This window comes from Sphingobium sp. TomTYG74, from assembly GCF_055393875.1.
On record NZ_AP027341.1, the window covers coordinates 1,790,551 to 1,805,304 of the forward strand.

Annotated in this window: 15 protein-coding genes; 7 read left to right on the top strand and 8 right to left on the bottom strand. The window is 63.4% G+C overall.

Features of this window, described 5'->3' with window-relative positions; genetic code table 11:
* Positions 1 to 11: 11 nt before the first annotated feature.
* A complete protein-coding gene (locus tag ACZ5TB_RS08975; protein ID WP_464790982.1) occupies positions 12 to 1,328 on the top strand; it encodes a cell wall hydrolase in 1,317 nt (438 codons plus the stop codon).
* 83 nt (positions 1,329 to 1,411) lie between these two features.
* On the opposite strand, the gene ACZ5TB_RS08980 is transcribed toward ACZ5TB_RS08975, so the two are convergent.
* The 3 genes from ACZ5TB_RS08980 to ACZ5TB_RS08990 form a co-directional block, all read right to left on the bottom strand.
* Positions 1,412 to 2,479: a hypothetical protein gene (locus tag ACZ5TB_RS08980; protein WP_464790983.1), complete on the bottom strand. Its 1,068-nt coding sequence runs from the start codon at positions 2,477 to 2,479 to the stop codon at positions 1,412 to 1,414.
* Positions 2,479 to 3,531 (bottom strand): DNA cytosine methyltransferase, encoded by a 1,053-nt coding sequence (locus ACZ5TB_RS08985; RefSeq protein WP_464790984.1) that lies wholly within the window; start codon positions 3,529 to 3,531, stop codon positions 2,479 to 2,481. The genes ACZ5TB_RS08980 and ACZ5TB_RS08985 overlap by 1 nt, the downstream gene beginning before the upstream one ends.
* A gap of 308 nt (positions 3,532 to 3,839) precedes the next feature.
* A complete protein-coding gene (locus ACZ5TB_RS08990) occupies positions 3,840 to 4,676 on the bottom strand; it encodes a cold-shock protein (RefSeq protein ID WP_464790985.1) in 837 nt (278 codons plus the stop codon).
* 242 nt (positions 4,677 to 4,918) lie between these two features.
* Here ACZ5TB_RS08990 and ACZ5TB_RS08995 point away from each other — a divergent pair, with 242 nt between their 5' ends.
* From ACZ5TB_RS08995 to ACZ5TB_RS09010, 4 genes are all read left to right on the top strand, one after another.
* Positions 4,919 to 5,536 (top strand): ribonuclease D, encoded by a 618-nt coding sequence (locus ACZ5TB_RS08995; RefSeq protein WP_196224467.1) that lies wholly within the window; start codon positions 4,919 to 4,921, stop codon positions 5,534 to 5,536.
* Positions 5,537 to 5,558: 22 nt separating this feature from the next.
* Entirely contained in the window at positions 5,559 to 6,206 is a 648-nt protein-coding gene (locus ACZ5TB_RS09000; RefSeq protein WP_464790986.1) for an LPS export ABC transporter periplasmic protein LptC, read from the top strand.
* Positions 6,206 to 6,751, top strand: coding sequence for an LptA/OstA family protein (locus ACZ5TB_RS09005; RefSeq protein ID WP_464778130.1), 546 nt, complete (start codon positions 6,206 to 6,208; stop codon positions 6,749 to 6,751). Before ACZ5TB_RS09000 ends, ACZ5TB_RS09005 begins: the two co-directional genes overlap by 1 nt.
* 148 nt (positions 6,752 to 6,899) lie before the next feature.
* A complete protein-coding gene (locus ACZ5TB_RS09010; RefSeq protein WP_464790987.1) occupies positions 6,900 to 7,688 on the top strand; it encodes a hypothetical protein in 789 nt (262 codons plus the stop codon).
* A gap of 119 nt (positions 7,689 to 7,807) precedes the next feature.
* Here the strand turns inward: ACZ5TB_RS09010 and ACZ5TB_RS09015 are convergent, their stop codons facing one another.
* The 4 genes from ACZ5TB_RS09015 to ACZ5TB_RS09030 all read right to left on the bottom strand — a co-directional run bounded on the left by ACZ5TB_RS09015 (position 7,808) and on the right by ACZ5TB_RS09030 (position 11,499).
* On the bottom strand, positions 7,808 to 8,398 hold the full coding sequence (locus ACZ5TB_RS09015; RefSeq protein ID WP_464790988.1) for a histidine phosphatase family protein: 591 nt from the start codon (positions 8,396 to 8,398) through the stop codon (positions 7,808 to 7,810).
* Positions 8,399 to 8,402: 4 nt separating this feature from the next.
* Entirely contained in the window at positions 8,403 to 9,164 is a 762-nt protein-coding gene (locus ACZ5TB_RS09020; protein WP_464790989.1) for a cytidylyltransferase domain-containing protein, read from the bottom strand.
* Positions 9,165 to 9,205: 41 nt separating this feature from the next.
* Positions 9,206 to 10,213 (bottom strand): KpsF/GutQ family sugar-phosphate isomerase, encoded by a 1,008-nt coding sequence (locus ACZ5TB_RS09025; RefSeq protein ID WP_464792519.1) that lies wholly within the window; start codon positions 10,211 to 10,213, stop codon positions 9,206 to 9,208.
* A gap of 287 nt (positions 10,214 to 10,500) precedes the next feature.
* Positions 10,501 to 11,499, bottom strand: a complete 999-nt coding sequence (locus tag ACZ5TB_RS09030; protein ID WP_464790990.1) for an NAD-dependent epimerase/dehydratase family protein — start codon at positions 11,497 to 11,499, stop codon at positions 10,501 to 10,503.
* Between the two features lie 190 nt (positions 11,500 to 11,689).
* Between ACZ5TB_RS09030 and ACZ5TB_RS09035 the strand changes: the two genes are divergently transcribed.
* Together ACZ5TB_RS09035 and ACZ5TB_RS09040 are read left to right on the top strand one after the other, a co-directional pair.
* Positions 11,690 to 12,820 carry a GNAT family N-acetyltransferase gene (locus ACZ5TB_RS09035; RefSeq protein ID WP_464790991.1) on the top strand — a complete coding sequence of 377 codons (1,131 nt, stop codon included), beginning with the start codon at positions 11,690 to 11,692 and terminating at the stop codon, positions 12,818 to 12,820.
* Positions 12,817 to 13,677: a cupin-like domain-containing protein gene (locus tag ACZ5TB_RS09040; protein WP_464790992.1), complete on the top strand. Its 861-nt coding sequence runs from the start codon at positions 12,817 to 12,819 to the stop codon at positions 13,675 to 13,677. The genes ACZ5TB_RS09035 and ACZ5TB_RS09040 overlap by 4 nt, the downstream gene beginning before the upstream one ends.
* Here ACZ5TB_RS09040 and ACZ5TB_RS09045 read toward each other — a convergent pair.
* Positions 13,655 to 14,722, bottom strand: coding sequence for a GNAT family N-acetyltransferase (locus ACZ5TB_RS09045; protein ID WP_464790993.1), 1,068 nt, complete (start codon positions 14,720 to 14,722; stop codon positions 13,655 to 13,657). The genes ACZ5TB_RS09040 and ACZ5TB_RS09045 overlap by 23 nt on opposite strands.
* Positions 14,723 to 14,754: the final 32 nt, after the last annotated feature.

The window sequence follows — 14,754 nt, forward strand, 5'->3', positions numbered from 1 at the left end:
CAGGATCGGGGATGATCGACGCTTCCACCAGCAGCCAGCCACATCGCGCGATGTGGCTGATCTGGCTCCTGCTGTTTGCCGGTTTGCCTGCGCTGGTGGCGCGGTGGGATGCACGTGCGCCTGCTGCCGGTGCGGCACGGTCGGCACTGGTGCAGCGCGCGCTAATGAAGCGGCCGACCACAGCGACGCCCGTTGTGCAGCCGGTGGAGCTTTACACCTTGGATCGTGATCAGGCGCGGGCGTTCAACGGGGCCGTGCCTTTCTCCCGGCTCCCCAACCCGGCAGCGCGGCCATTTGTATTCACTGGATCGGAAAGCGACCTGGCGCGGGCCACGGACTGCCTGGCGGCCGCGCAGCTTTACGAGGCGGGCGACGACGCGGTGGGCGAACGCGCGGTAGCGCAGGTGGTGCTGAACCGGGTTCGGCATCCCGCTTTTCCCAAGACGGTGTGCGGCGTCGTGTTTCAGGGGCAGGAACGATCGACCGGTTGTCAGTTCACTTTTACCTGCGATGGCGCGCTGGCGCGGGCGCCGGGCGAAGATGCCTGGAACAGAGCGCGACAGATCGCGAAGGCTGCGCTGGCGGGCAAGGTGTTCAAGCCGGTCGGCTATGCCACCCATTATCATACGGATTGGGTTGTCCCCTATTGGAGCGGGAGCCTGGACAAGATCACGGCGGTGGGGACGCACCTTTTCTTCCGCTGGCGGGGATGGTGGGGAACGCCGCCCGCTTTCCGGTTGGCGCGGGATAGTGTGGAGCCGGTGATTGCGCGGATCGCCCGCCTGTCGATGGCGCATCAGGACGGGAACAGCGAGGGGTTGGGCGTTCTGGCGCCGGGTGGAAGCAGTCTGGCGGCTTTGACGGCCAAACCGCAGGAAGCGATCGGCGCGGACTCGCTGGGCCGGATAATGGGCGGCGTAAGGTTGATCGCGATCGCGCCGGGAGCGCGTAGCTTTCTGGTGGAACTTGGCAAGGGGACGGTGCCCGACAACTGGCCGGTGATGGCGCAGACTTTCTGTGCTGGGCGGCCGGAGTGTCGGATCATGGCCTGGCGGGCGGGGAGCGCTCCGAGTGGGTTTCCGCTGTCGGGGGATCAGATGGAAAGCATGAGCTTTGCCTATATTCACAGTAGCGGGACGGGATTGCAGCGGGCCTTGTGGAATTGCGGGCAAACGGCGCGGGAGAACAAGGGAGAATGCATGCGGCAGCGGGTGCCGACGGAGCAGGTTAATGTTCCGCCGCCGCTGAACGGAGTGCGGCGGAAGGAGCGGTTTGAGACGGTGACGATCGTGCCGCCGGTCAAAGTCATGAATGAAATGGCGAATTGAACGCGTTTTCGGGGGTTTCCTATTTTTCCTATTTTTGGAGGGGCCTTCCAACCCCGTCGGCCTTGATGGGACATTGGTAGGTTTTAGGTCGCGTCGTCCAGCCAACCTTCGACCACCGCGTTGAATTTATCAACAATATCGGCGCGCCCGCAGAGGCTGGGTGTAGTCAGATAGCTATAGGTTTGCGTCACGGCACGGCGCAGTTCGTCGGCGTGCAATTCCATCGCGAAAACATTTACAAAATCTTGAATGTCCACGACCGCGATGTCGCGACCATAGGGCGCAAGGAAGCGGATCATGTCGGCAGGTTCGGCAAGGTCTTCGTCACGGTTCACATTCGACGCAATGATTGTGTATTTGCGAAGGCCCACGCCATCCATCTTCTTACGGAAATCGCCGACGCGATTCTTCCAATCAGGGCGAACCGTCACTTCGTAGGCTCGCACAAGGTCGCCGTTCAGCAGTTCCTCAATATCGCCTGCCGTCGTGTCGAAACGGTCGGACGCATGAACGTGATGCGTTCGAATATCATAACCGTATCGCTGGCGGTGGACGCACAGCAGCGCCGCAATCAGAAATTGCTGAACATTACCTTCCGACGGAATGGCGAGCAGCGAATAGAACAGCTTTCGCGCACGAGCGTAGGTTAGAACATCGTCGGCGACGGGCGGCAGCGGCGCAATGACCTTCCTGCTTTCGGCGAACCGAGCGGCCATATAATCGGCGCAAAAGGTTCGCTGTTCGGCATTCAGATCGGCCAGGGTGCGGGCAAAGCCATCAAACCGCACATCGTTTTGAAGGCGCGAATTGGTGACGTTGCCTTTCCATCCAAGGTTTTCACCGAAGGCCGTGATGGCATTATGGAGCGTGATGCTGCGAAGCCCCAATTGTGTCGCCAGCCGTTTGTCGCCATAGGTCCCGCGAATGCCGGTCGGGATCGAATTGCAATTCCACGCCGGATCGACCGTCGCATAGAAGACGAAGAACAACGATGCCAATCGGACGCTATTGGCGCCATGGCCCAGCTGCGCTTCCATCGCGGCTCGTGCCCCCGCGTGGGGTAGAGCTGCCAACTTCTCGCCTTCGATGAAGGCGTCCAGCCTATCAAGCGCGACGTCAACCGCGCGTTCGACCAATATGTTGCGAGGCATTAGGCGGCGACCAACAACGGCAGCGCGGCTTCGGAACGATAATGCGTTGTCGAACTGATCGGCACGCCTTCAAGTTGACTTCGAAGGGCGGTGCCAAGAGCGTGGCCAAGCATCGGCGGAACGGCATCACCGACTTGCGTATATTGCGACGACCGCGAACCAGCGAACCACATGTCGGCGGGGAATGTCTGAATGAGCGCCGATTCTTCCAACGTCATACGGCGCGCGCCGGGAACCGTGCCGTCGCGCGGCGTTCCGCCTGCCATCAAATGCGCCGAATAGGCAGGCGCAATGTCCATCGTGTCAATCCAATGCGTCTTATATCCGCCCGCCGAGGCCAACAGCGTATGGCATGGCGCGCTAAGATCAACAGGCCGTCCCCCGCCATTATAAACATGCCCGGCGTATGGACTTCGGCGCGGGTCGGGATATTTCGCATAGATGACGGGGCAGTCCGGCGGCTCGCCGAGCGGCGACGCCTTGTCGATTACGCTGCCCGACGCGACATGTGGATTTTCGGCATCCGGCCCGTGCGTGGGTTTTGGAAACCAAAACGCACCTTTTTTCATGCCCACGATAATGAGACGACGACGCTTTTGCGGAACGCCATAATCAGCTGCCGAAACCACGTTCCAGGATATATTGAAGCCTAACGTCTCAAATTCACTGAGCAGCGCGGTCAGATATTGAATTCGGTTGCGCGTCGCCAAACCCGGCACATTTTCGGCCAAGAATGCGGCGGGCTGAACTTCCTTTAACGCGCGCATAAATTCGGGAAACATATTACGGGCATCGGCGGTGCCGCGACGCAATCCGCCAGTCGAAAATGGCTGACATGGTGGGCCGCCAAAAATTACGTCGACCTTGCCACGATATCGTTCAAAGGAAATACCACGAATGTCCGACGCAAAATGTTCGGCGGTCGGAGTGTGGGCATCATAGGTTGCAACCGCGTCCTTATTTTTCTCGACACATGCGACAGGTTGGATACCGGCGCGCTTCATTCCGATAGATAATCCGCCGGGTCCAGAAAATAGGTCGAGGGCTTTCATGTGTCGACACATGCAACGCCCACAAGGCGAAAGGCAAGTTTGTTCCTGTCCAATTTCCTGGAAAGCCAAGTCGGACCAACGAAACCTACGATAGTCCCCCCAGAGGTTGCCCATGCCGGGAGGGGAGTTGATAGACTGGACCAAGCTGTCAGCATCAGAGGATTTGAACATCCGCCACACAGCCCGGTATGACAAAGGTCAGTTACCAATAAGGGCGCAAGCCTTGCGATCTCCCACACCAACAAAAAAGGGGCCGCCGGGCAGGCGACCCCTTCTATCCTCTCCGCTTATGCGGGCAGAGTTATGTGTCAGTCGGCCTTCGACTGAAGGTTGACGGCTGCGTGCTTGCCGCGGCGGTCTACTTCGAGTTCGAAGTCCAGGCGGTCGCCTTCGTTGAGGGCGGACATGCCTGCGCGTTCGACTGCGCTGATGTGCACGAATGCGTCGGGCTGGCCGTCGTCGCGCTGGATGAAGCCGAAGCCCTTCATGGCGTTGAAGAACTTGACCGTGCCGCTGGCGCGTTCGCCGGTCAGCTGGCGCTGTGGGCCACGATCGCCGCCGCCGAAGCCGCCACGGTCACCGCCGAAGCCGCCTGCGCGGGGTTCACGGGGTTCGCGCGGACGATCCACGACCGGAAGGGGCTCGCCCTCGATCTTAAGGTCGGTCGCGGAGATCTTGCCGCCACGGTCCACCAGGGTGAAGCCGAGCTGCTGACCTTCGGCGAGGCCAGTGAGGCCTGCCTGCTCGACAGCGCTGATGTGGACGAACACGTCTTCCGCACCGTCATCACGGACGATGAAGCCGAAGCCCTTTTGCCCGTTGAAGAACTTTACAACGCCGGTGCCTTCACCAACGACCTGGGCAGGCATGCCGCCGCCGCCGCCACGGCCGCCGCCGAAGCCGCCACCACCGCCGCCGAAGCCGCCGCCACCGCCGCTGCGGAAGCCACCGCCGCCGCCGCCACCGCCGAAGCGATCACCGCCGCCGCCGAAGCCGCCGCGATCACCACCGCCGAAACCACCACGATCTCCGAAACCACCGCCGAAGCCGCCACGATCGTTACCGCCGCCGTAAAAATTGTCGTCGCCAAAACCGTCGCGCTTGTCCTTGCCGCGCCCGCCGCGGCGACCTCTATCAAAACTCATGCCCTGTTGGTCACTTTCGCTTCGCCCCCGACTAAATCGGACAAACATGCCGGGCGAAATGACATGCAGAATCCACCGCACGTATGCGGGTTTGAGAATCACTATATCAACTTTTCAGCCATGCGCGAATGATTTTAGCCCGATTGCCGCCACATTTGCCCGAATGAACCAGCGTGGGGCATTTTGGCAGCGCCGAAAAAGCGTCGATTGAGTTGCCGCCGCTTTCGCCATAGAGGGGTTGGATGACAGTATATTTCCACGAAGAGGACCTGCCCGCAGACGTCCTTGCCCCCGGCCCCGTCGCCGTCGACACCGAAACCATGGGCCTTATCACGCCGCGCGATCGCCTTTGCGTCGTGCAGATCAGCGATGGCAAGGGCGACGAGCATCTGGTGCGATTCATGCCCGGCAGCGATTATGCCGCGCCGAACCTGCGCGCGGTGCTGGCCGATCCGGCACGGTTGAAGCTGTATCATTTCGGGCGTTTCGACATCGCGGCGATCAAGCATTATCTGGGCGTGGTGGCAGCGCCCGTCTATTGCACGAAGATCGCTTCCCGCCTGATCCGCACCTATACCGACCGCCATGGGTTGAAGGAACTGGTGCGCGAATTGCTGGGGCAGGAAATCAGCAAGCAGCAGCAGTCGAGCGACTGGGGTTCCCCCACCCTGTCGGACGCGCAGAAGGATTATGCAGCGTCGGACGTGCGCTATCTGCATGCGCTGAAGGCTGAACTCGACAAGCGGTTGATCCGCGAAGGACGGATGGAACTGGCACAGGCCTGTTTCGATTTCCTTCCTCACCGGGCCGAGCTGGACCTGGCGGGATGGCCGGAGATCGACATCTTCGCGCATATGTAAGGGACCTTAGAAGCGCTTTCCCATGTCCATACAGGCCGATCAGCAACGTCATGTCAGGCGCCATTGGGCGCGGCCGGGTGGCAGCCATGACAGGCTGGTCGCGCGGCTGAAAAACTGGTTGCCGGTACTGGTGGGCGTGCTGGCGGCCTTGCTGGTGATGGCGCCCTTTACCGGCGGGGACAAGGTGAGCTTCGTGCTCGACAAGAACAAGGTCGAGGTGGCGAAGGAACGCATGCGGGTGAGCGAGGCGCTGTACCGGGGCGAGGACAGCAAGGGGCAGCCCTTTTCCTTGCGCGCGGGAAGCGCGGTGCAGAAAAGCTCTCGCGAGCCGATCGTTGACCTCAATGACATGTCGGCGCGCATCCTGCTGTCCGAAGGCCCGGCCGTGCTCAAGGCGCGCAAGGGGCGCTATGACATGGACAAGGAGCGCGTCGCGGTGGACGGGCCGGTGCAGTTCGAGGCGGCGGGCGGATACAGGCTGACGACGCGGGACGTGGGCATCGACCTAAAGAGCCGACGCATGCGCAGCGCCGGGCGCGTCGACGGCCGGATACCCATCGGCACGTTCAGCGGCGACCATCTGGACGCCGACCTGAACGCGCGGACGGTTACGCTCAATGGCAGGGCGAGCTTGCGCATCGAACAAAATGGCATCAAAGGGCAAAAGTGATGAAAAGATCGCTGATCCTGCTGTCGAGCGCTGGCGCCCTGGGCGCGGCCATGGTTTTCGCGGGCGCCGGGGCGCAGGTGCTGAAGAATCATGACAGCAACGCGCCGGTAAACTTCACCGCCGACCGGATCGAGGTGCAGGACCGCGCCGACCGCGTCGTCGTCTCGGGCAATGTCCAGGTGACGCAGGCGGGCATGACTCTGAACGCCGCACGGATGACCGTCGCTTACCGCAATGGTACTGGCGGAAATGGTGTGGAGGTCGACCGGATCGACGCTTCGGGCAATGTCATCGTGACCAAAGGGAACGAGACGGCGCGCGGCAATGTGGCGATCTATGACCTTAACAGCCGCCTGATCACGATGCTGGGCAATGTGACGTTGACGCAGGGGGCCAATCGGCTGACCGGCGGGCGGCTGGTGATTGACCTGACCAGCGGTCGGTCGACGGTGGACGGGCGGTCTTCCGGCGGCGGCGTGCCGGGGGTTTCGGGCGGATCGGGCCGTGTGTCGGGCACCTTTACCGTGCCGCAGCGGAAGAATTGACGCTTTACCAGTGCTGATGCGGTAGGGGCCGGGGAGCGTTTTCCTGCGCCCAGGCGGGCGTATGCGCGTTAATAAACATGGCATTTTTGGGGCAAAATGCTACTATCGGGATAGCGGGGTCGCCTCTTTCGATTCTGCGAGGTCCATCATGTCACGGTTGCAGATGGCGGCGGTTGCTGCCTGTTGTTTTGTTGCGCTCTCTTCCGGCCAGGTAGCCGCCTCCGGTCCAAATCAGTGCTGGCAACCCTATGAAATAGAAGCGGCGAAGGTCCGGGATCTGCATGTGATGCTGATGCTGGGGGCTTTGCGTTGCAAAGGCGTGAACAAGGAGATCGAGGCGAAATATTCCGCCTTTGTCGACAAGAAGATGGGCCTGCTGAGCAGCTATAATAATGTGCTGAAGACGCGCTTCATGCGGGTGAACGGCATTGCTGATGGGCAGCGCGCCTATGAGCAGTTCAACACGAAGCTGGGCAACGGCCATTCCGGGACGGTGCAGACGGGCAGCAATTGCCAGATGACCGAGACGCTGCTGACGCTGGCGACCGAGGCGCAGGACAGGGAATTGCCGCAGCTGGCGACGAACTTTTCCGAAAGCGCGCTGGGGATTGATGCGGTGTGTGAGGCGCAGCCGGTGGTGACGGCGGTGGCTGCGGCTCCGGCCGCTGGGACTGGAGGAGCGGCGCAGGTCGATGCGCCGCATGAGGCGATCACGGCTGCGGGAGTGACTGTCGCGAAGACGGGGGAACCGACTGGGCGGTCAGGTTCCGCGGCGGCAGCGCTGGAGGCGGCGGCGGTGGCGTTGCAAAATGCGGCAGCCAGCCTGAAGGCGCAGGCTGCCACCACAGAAGCGGTGGCGGATAAGCCGGTCGCAGCGCCTGACACGAAGCCCGCCGTGCTGCAACCTGTGACGGCCAGCGCGACGCCCGTGGGGTGAGTGGCGTGGTTTGACAGGAGCAATCGGAATCCGGGGAGCGCCCCCGCCCCAACCCTTCACACGAGTCACATGCCTCGTCTGAACCTGAAGGAGAGAGGCTTTTTGGGTTGTGACGACGTTTAGGGCCGCTGATCCCAGTTGCGTAGCGTGACGTTGCCGTCCGGGGCGACGGTCAACTCGCCATAGGCTCCGGTGCGCAGCTTGAGCGAGGCGGGCGAGAGGCTGAGGGCGAGCAGGGCGAAGCGGGCGGCGCCGTTGCTGGTGACGAGCAGGTCCGTCCCCTCCCCGCTTTGCGCGAAATAGCTTTGCCAGGCGGCGATGCGGGATGGCGCGTTTACGATCCAGCCGGGGGGTGGGATGGCTTGCTCGTCCCATTGGGCGAGCGTCTGTTGGCCGAGGCGGGCGAGGACTTCGGCTTCGGGGCGGCCTTCGTCAGGGCCGTGGTCGATTTCATCGAGCCAAGGGAGCGTGCCTTCCACCGGCTGATCTAGCGCGGCGGCGATGCGGCTTGCGGTCTCGCGCGCGCGGCTGAGGGGGCCGCTGTGGATGCGGCAGGAGGTGAGGCTCTGCGCAGCGAACCAGTGGCCGAGGCGGTCGGCCTGGGCACGACCGCTTTCGACGAGGGGCAGGTCCGTGCCCGCGCCTATGCGGCAGGCGGTGGCGCTGCTTTCGAAGGTGTTGCCGTGACGGATGATGAAGATGCGGCGCATGGGATTAGGCGGGCGTGGGGTCGCCATGGGTGGCGATGAAGGCCTCTACGCGCCGGATGTCGGCCTCTGTGTCTATGCCGGAACTGTCGAAGATGGGCGGGTCGATCGCGACCGTGGTGACCGGGATGCCGAGTTCGAGGAGGCGGAGCTGTTCCAGGCCCTCCAGCTGTTCGAGCGTGGTCGGGGGTGCAGCCTCGAAGCGGGTCAGGGCTTCGAGCGTGTAGCCATAGAGGCCAACATGGCGCCAGACGGGCGAGAGTGGTTGGGTGGCGCGCAGGGCCTGTTCGTCGCGGATGGCGGGCATGATGGTCTTGGAGAACCAGAGGGCGCGGCCATCGGGAGCGCGGGCGCAGGTGGTGCCGCTGAAGGGCGAGCGGAGCTTATGATCGCGCAGGGCGTCGAGCGCCTGCCAATCGAGGGCGATGACGGGGGTCGCGACCTCAGCGCCTGCGTGCAGCGCGGCGATGACGGCGCGCAGGGCACCTTGGGGCTGGAAGGGAGAGTCGCCTTGCAGGTTGACGACGAAGCGCGGGGGAGCCGGGCGCTGGAGCGCGGCGGCGAGCGCGCGGCCTGAGCCGGTCGCGATGGCGCTGTCCGTCATGGCGGCGGCGCAACCTGCGGCATTGGCGTGATCAGCGATTTCGCGGTCGTCGGTCGCCACCACCAGTTCCGCGTCGGCAATGCCCGAGATGGCGGCGCGCGCCATGGCGATGGTCCGGTGCAGCAGCGTGCGCCCGGCGATCGGGCGCAGGGGCTTGCGCGGCAACCGGGACGAGCCTGCCCGCGCCGGAATGACGATGATGCTGTTCAGGCGACCCCGGCGTGCAGCAGGTCGTGCATGTGGACGGCACCCGCCAACCGCCCGCCTTCGCAGACGAAGAGCAGCGTGATGTTATGCATGTGCATCAGGCGCAGCGCTTCGGACGCCAGATCGTCAGGCCCCACGGACAGCGGAGGCACGGTCATGAACTGGCCGACGGTTTCGGTCAGTTGCCGCGTATCGGTGAGGGTTCGCCGCAGGTCCCCATCGGTGAAGGCGCCGATCAGTTCTCCAGCGCTGTTGACGACCGCCGTGCCGCCAAGGCGCGCGCGCGTCATTTCGATGGTGGCGTCGAGCAACGACGCATCTTCGGCAACGCGGGGGACATTGTCACCGGCCGCCATCAGATCGCGAACCTTCAGCAACTGCGCGCCCAGGCGGCCATTGGGATGGAATTTGTGGAAGTCATCGGCCGAAAAACCGCGCATTTCCATGAGCGCGATGGCAAGCGCATCGCCAAAGGCCATCTGGACCGTGGTGGACGTGGTGGGCGCCAGTTCGTTGGGACAGGCTTCCCGAACGGCGGGCAACAGTATGCAGACGTCGGAAGCGCTGGCGACGGTGCTGTCCGCGCGCGCCGTGAGGCCGAGCAGCGGAATGCCGAACCGCTTGCAATATTGGATGATGGGGCCAAGTTCGTTGGATTCGCCAGAATGGGACAGCATCAGCACGATGTCGTCGGGCGTCACCATGCCAAGGTCCCCATGACCCGCATCGGCCGGATGCATGAAGAGCGCGGGGGTGCCGGTCGAGGTCAGGGTCGCCGTCATCTTGCGCGCGACGATGCCGCTTTTCCCCATGCCGGTGACGATCAGGCGCCCGCGCACGCTCATGATCATACCAGCGACGCGCAGGAATATCGCGGCGAAATCACGGTCGGAGAATTTCGCCTCCAGCGCGTTCAGTCCCTGGGAAGCGACAGACAAGGTTCTACAGGCGGTTTCCACGATCCGGCTGCCAGAACCAAAAGGCACAATTTTCGATAGTGTCGACACAAGTTCGCCCTTTTTTCCATGACGCACGGCAGGTTTTCCTGATCGATGCTGCATGGCGGCGGCCGCCATCCGGCGCTCCACCCTAAACCTCATTATAAGCGACCCATTTCGGCTCGAAGCCGTCCCGGTGACGGGAATAGAACCGTTAACGGCAGAATGGCAATTCAATTTGCCAATATGAGCGAAGATTTGCGCGCCTTTATTGCCACATATCCTGCAAATTATTGCTTATATGTTGAGGGTTGGAACTTTCCCCCGATGCGTGCGTAGTGCCGGGTTTTGCCCGGTTATCCTGCGTGATAGTCGCGATACCAGGACACGAAGCGCGGCACGCCGACCTCTATGCCGGTGGTCGGCGCGAAGCCGATATCCTGGGCGATCGCACTGATGTCCGCGAAGGTGGCGGGCACGTCGCCCGGCTGCATGGGCTGAAAATCTATCTCTGCCTTGTGCCCGATCGCTTGTTCCAGCACCGATATGAGATGCATCAGCTCTTCGGGCCGATTGTTGCCGATATTATAAAGCCGGTGCGGCGAGCGGCTGCCGCCCGCCTTTAGCGATCCATCATCCGCAGGCGCGTGATCGAGACAGCCGATCACCCCATTCACGATGTCGTCGATATAGGTGAAGTCGCGCTGCATCCGGCCATGGTTGAACACGGGGATCGGCTCCCCCGCCAGGATCTTCTTGGTGAAGATCCACATCGCCATGTCCGGGCGACCCCAGGGGCCATAAACGGTGAAGAAGCGCAGGCCCGTCATCGGAATGCGGAAGAGATGGGCGTAGGTCTCGCTCATCAATTCATCGGCGCGCTTGGTCGCGGCGTAGAGCGAGACGGGATGGTCGGCGCGGTCCTCCACGCGGAAAGGCAGGCTGTCATTGCCGCCATAGACCGAGGAGGATGAGGCATAGACCAGATGCCGCACCCGCCGTTCGCGCGCCAGTTCGAGCATGTTGACATGCCCGGCGAGATTGGAGCGGACATAGGCATGCGGATTGATGAGCGAATAACGCACGCCCGCCTGCGCGCCCAGATGTACGATCGCCTCCACCGTCTGCCCTGCGAGCGCGGCGTGAAGCGCGTCCATGTCAGCGAAATCCAGTTCGGCGAAGGTGAATAGCTTTCCATGCCGTTGTTGCAGCGCGGCGATCCGGTCGCGCTTCAACGAGACCTGATAATAGTCGTTCATATTGTCGATGCCGATCACCGCCCGCCCGGCGGCGAGCAGCTGGTCGGCGACGGCCATGCCGATGAAGCCGGCAGCGCCAGTGACGAGAATGGTCATGCGGCCACCACGCTATGTGACAGGATCAGGTGGGTCGCCATGGGAATCTCTTTCAGCCGTCGCGGGTTAGCCCATCGTTAACAGACAATCCGACGCGCGATGTAAAGGGCTTTCCCCCAAAGAGGCGGCCTGCTGCCCCAAATGAGGCAGTTTAGTCTTTCCCTAATCATTGAAGTTTATGCGCTTTGCCATGGACATGGCATCGCATCCCCTGCCCAACGGCACCCGTGCCTATGGCCCCGCGCAGCGCGCCCGCTGGACCGCTTTGGCGGCGGAGGCGGCGGAGGCGAACGCCTTTTACGCGCCGGACATGCTGTGCGCGGCGCTGGATCATCTGGCGGGGACACCGGGCGTGCGGATGGTCGAGGCACATGCGGGAGGGGCGCTGATCGGGTTGTTGCCGGTGACGGTGGCGGCCCGTCACGGGCGCCTGCCGATTTCCTGCGTCACCAATTGGATGCATGAGCATTGCTTCTTTGGCGCGCCGTTGATCCGGCGGGGTGATGAGGTGGCGGCTTGGCGGGGATTGCTGGCACAGTTGGATGACGCGCATTGGGCGGCGGGATTTTTGTATCTGCGGGGACTGGACGCAGCGGGCGCCAATGCAGCGGCATTGGAGGCGCTGTGCGTCGAGCAGCGGCGGGGGCGGCGCGAGGTGCATCGTTATGATCGCGCCATGCTGCGATCCGATCTGGATGCCGATGCCTATTGGGAAACGCATGTGCGCGCCAAGAAGCGCAAGGAGATCAGGCGGCTGCAAAAGCGGCTGGCGGACCTTGGCACGGTGAGCCAGCGCCTGCTGGTGGATCGGGCGGAGCTGCCGCACTGGTGTGCCGATTTTCTGGCGCTGGAGGCTTCGGGGTGGAAGGGGCGTGAGGGGTCGGCGCTTGGCTGTTCTCCGCAGGACGCGGCCTTTTTCCGGGCGGCCTGCGCGGCGGCTTTCGATGCCGGATTGCTGCATTTCCTGCGCATTGACCTGGGCGGGCGGCCGATCGCGATGCTGGCGAATTTCCGCCATGGCGAGGGCGCCTTTTCCTTCAAGATCGCCTTTGACGAGGAGATGGGGCGCTTTTCGCCGGGCGTGCTGATCGAGCTGGCCAACCTGCATGCGGTGCAGGGTGATCCGGCGATCGGCTGGATGGACAGCTGTGCTGCGCCCGATCATCCGATGATCGACAGCCTGTGGGCCGAGCGGCGGACGATCGTGCAATATCGCGTGGCGCTGCATGGGAGCGGGATCGATCGGATCGGGCGGACGGCAGCCTTCGCGCTGGCCAATGGCGTCGAGGCGATCGCCAGCCATATGAAGGGACAGGGATGACTGCTCATTTGCCGATCAGCGCGCAGGTTTTCGATGAGGAGGCGCGGCGGATATTCGCGGGCGCCTATCCGGATGCGTCGGTGAAGTTGCACCATGGGCTTGTTGGACACCCGCTGCTGGCGATCGACGCGCTGGCCGGGCTGGCGGAGCGGATGCCTGCGGCTTCGGTCGAGTATAATCTGGGCAAGCTGCCTTTGGGCGTGCGGCCGGAGGATACGCCGTCCAATGGGCTGACGCTGGGCGAGACGATCCGGACGATCGAGACCAATGGCAGCTGGGCGGTGCTGAAGAATGTCGAGCGGGATGCGGCCTATGGCGCGCTGCTGGATGCGGCGCTGGCGGAATTGGCTCCTATCGTGGATGCGCGGACGGGGCCGATGTTGAACCGGGAGGCGTTTATCTTCCTGTCATCGCCGGGCAGCGTGACGCCGTTTCACATGGACCCGGAGCATAATATTCTGCTCCAGATCATGGGCGAAAAGGTCATGACGGTCTTTCCGGCTGGTGATCAGGAGCTGGTGCCCGCTATGCAAAGCGAGGCATTTCATGCGGGCGGGCATCGCAATCTGAATTGGCAGGAGCATTTTCGCGGGCGCGGGACGGCGGTGAAGCTGCTGCCTGGGGATGCGATCCATGTGCCGGTGAAGGCCCCGCATTTCGTGGAGAATGGCGCGGGCGTGTCGGTCAGCCTGTCGGTGACTTGGCGGTCGGAGCGTAGCGTTGCGGAAAGCGAGTTGCATGGGCTGAACGCGCTGCTGCGGCGGCGGGGATTGCCAGTGGCGCGGATCGGCGCTGCGCCGGAGCGGCAGGGCGCGCGGCGGCTCGCTTACCGGATCATGCGGAAGCTGGGCGTTTAAGCAACCGGCGGAGCAGCGCTTCGGCTTCCAGGCGGGGCGAGAAGCGTTCGAGGAGCCACCATTCCAGCGCCTCTTCGCGGGTGGCGAGGCTTTGCTTGTAGCGATCCTTCCCTGCGAGGAGGGAGTAGAGGGTTAGGCCCTTATTCGCATAATGGGTGACGGCGGCGGCGTGGCAGAGGAGGCCGGGCTTGTCCTTCGCCGTGCGCGGGGCGGCGAAGGCGGACTGATAGTTCATCGCCTGGCCGTGATGGATGAAATTGACCAGCAGGCCGACGGGGCCGCCTTCATCGGTGAAGCGGAGGAGTTCGACTTCGCCGCTGAGGATGCCTTTGCGCGTGAGGGTCAGGAGGAAGCGGCGGAAGGCTGGATCTTCCCAAGCATTGTCTGCGTGGCGGCCTTCGTTGAGGGCGCGCATTTCTTCGAGCCATGGGGCGGCTTCGTCTGTGGTGCTGGCGGTGACGATGGGGAGGCCGTTATGATCCTTGATGGCGCGGCGGATCTGGCTGCGGGTGTTGGCGCTTAGCAGGGAGAGATAGTCGCCATTGGCCGCGCGGACGGCTTCGAGATCGGCTTGATAGACGGGTGAGCGGTCTAGGCGGGTGGCGCGGTGGGTGCGCAGGCCGAGCAAAGGAGAGCCGGGCGTAATGCCGCTGAGGCGTAGGGCGCGCCAGTCGGTGCGGCGCTGGAGGGCGGCGTGGAAGGCTTGAGCGGATTCGGCTTCCAGGCCGCGTTTGGCGAGGAGGCCGTTATATTCGACATAGGGCCGGTCGGCGGCGGGATCGCCCGACTGGTTGAGCGAGAGGGTGGCGCAGCGGCCGAGCAGCCGTGGCTGCATCGCGTGGCCTGTGAGTGCGAGGGCGACGTCCCTGCCCTCTCCGTCCGTGACGCTTAGGAGGTCGGGGCGGACGGCGTAGCTTTCGAGCCAGCTGCTGGCCCAGGTCCAGCCCAGGAAGAAGGAGGCGTCCGATGCAGCCTCAAGCGCCTGCCAGCGGGGGGCCAGCGCGGCGAGATCGGGCAAGGGGGAGAAGTGGGCGTTAAGGGCCATCGCCGCCTCTTGTGGCAGAGCGGCGGGAGCGG

Excerpts from the sequence above, each read along its gene's own strand:
- ACZ5TB_RS09030 (WP_464790990.1), bottom strand. The coding sequence starts at position 11,499 with ATGACCATTCTCGTCACTGGCGCTGCCGGCTTCATCGGCATGGCCGTC.
- ACZ5TB_RS09040 (WP_464790992.1), top strand. The coding sequence starts at position 12,817 with ATGACTGCTCATTTGCCGATCAGCGCGCAGGTTTTCGATGAGGAGGCG.
- ACZ5TB_RS08975 (WP_464790982.1), top strand. The coding sequence starts at position 12 with ATGATCGACGCTTCCACCAGCAGCCAGCCACATCGCGCGATGTGGCTG.
- ACZ5TB_RS09035 (WP_464790991.1), top strand. The coding sequence starts at position 11,690 with ATGGACATGGCATCGCATCCCCTGCCCAACGGCACCCGTGCCTATGGC.
- ACZ5TB_RS08985 (WP_464790984.1), bottom strand. The coding sequence starts at position 3,531 with ATGAAAGCCCTCGACCTATTTTCTGGACCCGGCGGATTATCTATCGGA.
- ACZ5TB_RS09005 (WP_464778130.1), top strand. The coding sequence starts at position 6,206 with ATGAAAAGATCGCTGATCCTGCTGTCGAGCGCTGGCGCCCTGGGCGCG.
- ACZ5TB_RS08995 (WP_196224467.1), top strand. The coding sequence starts at position 4,919 with ATGACAGTATATTTCCACGAAGAGGACCTGCCCGCAGACGTCCTTGCC.
- ACZ5TB_RS09000 (WP_464790986.1), top strand. The coding sequence starts at position 5,559 with ATGTCCATACAGGCCGATCAGCAACGTCATGTCAGGCGCCATTGGGCG.
- ACZ5TB_RS09010 (WP_464790987.1), top strand. The coding sequence starts at position 6,900 with ATGTCACGGTTGCAGATGGCGGCGGTTGCTGCCTGTTGTTTTGTTGCG.
- ACZ5TB_RS08990 (WP_464790985.1), bottom strand. The coding sequence starts at position 4,676 with ATGAGTTTTGATAGAGGTCGCCGCGGCGGGCGCGGCAAGGACAAGCGC.
- ACZ5TB_RS08980 (WP_464790983.1), bottom strand. The coding sequence starts at position 2,479 with ATGCCTCGCAACATATTGGTCGAACGCGCGGTTGACGTCGCGCTTGAT.
- ACZ5TB_RS09015 (WP_464790988.1), bottom strand. The coding sequence starts at position 8,398 with ATGCGCCGCATCTTCATCATCCGTCACGGCAACACCTTCGAAAGCAGC.
- ACZ5TB_RS09045 (WP_464790993.1), bottom strand. The coding sequence starts at position 14,722 with ATGGCCCTTAACGCCCACTTCTCCCCCTTGCCCGATCTCGCCGCGCTG.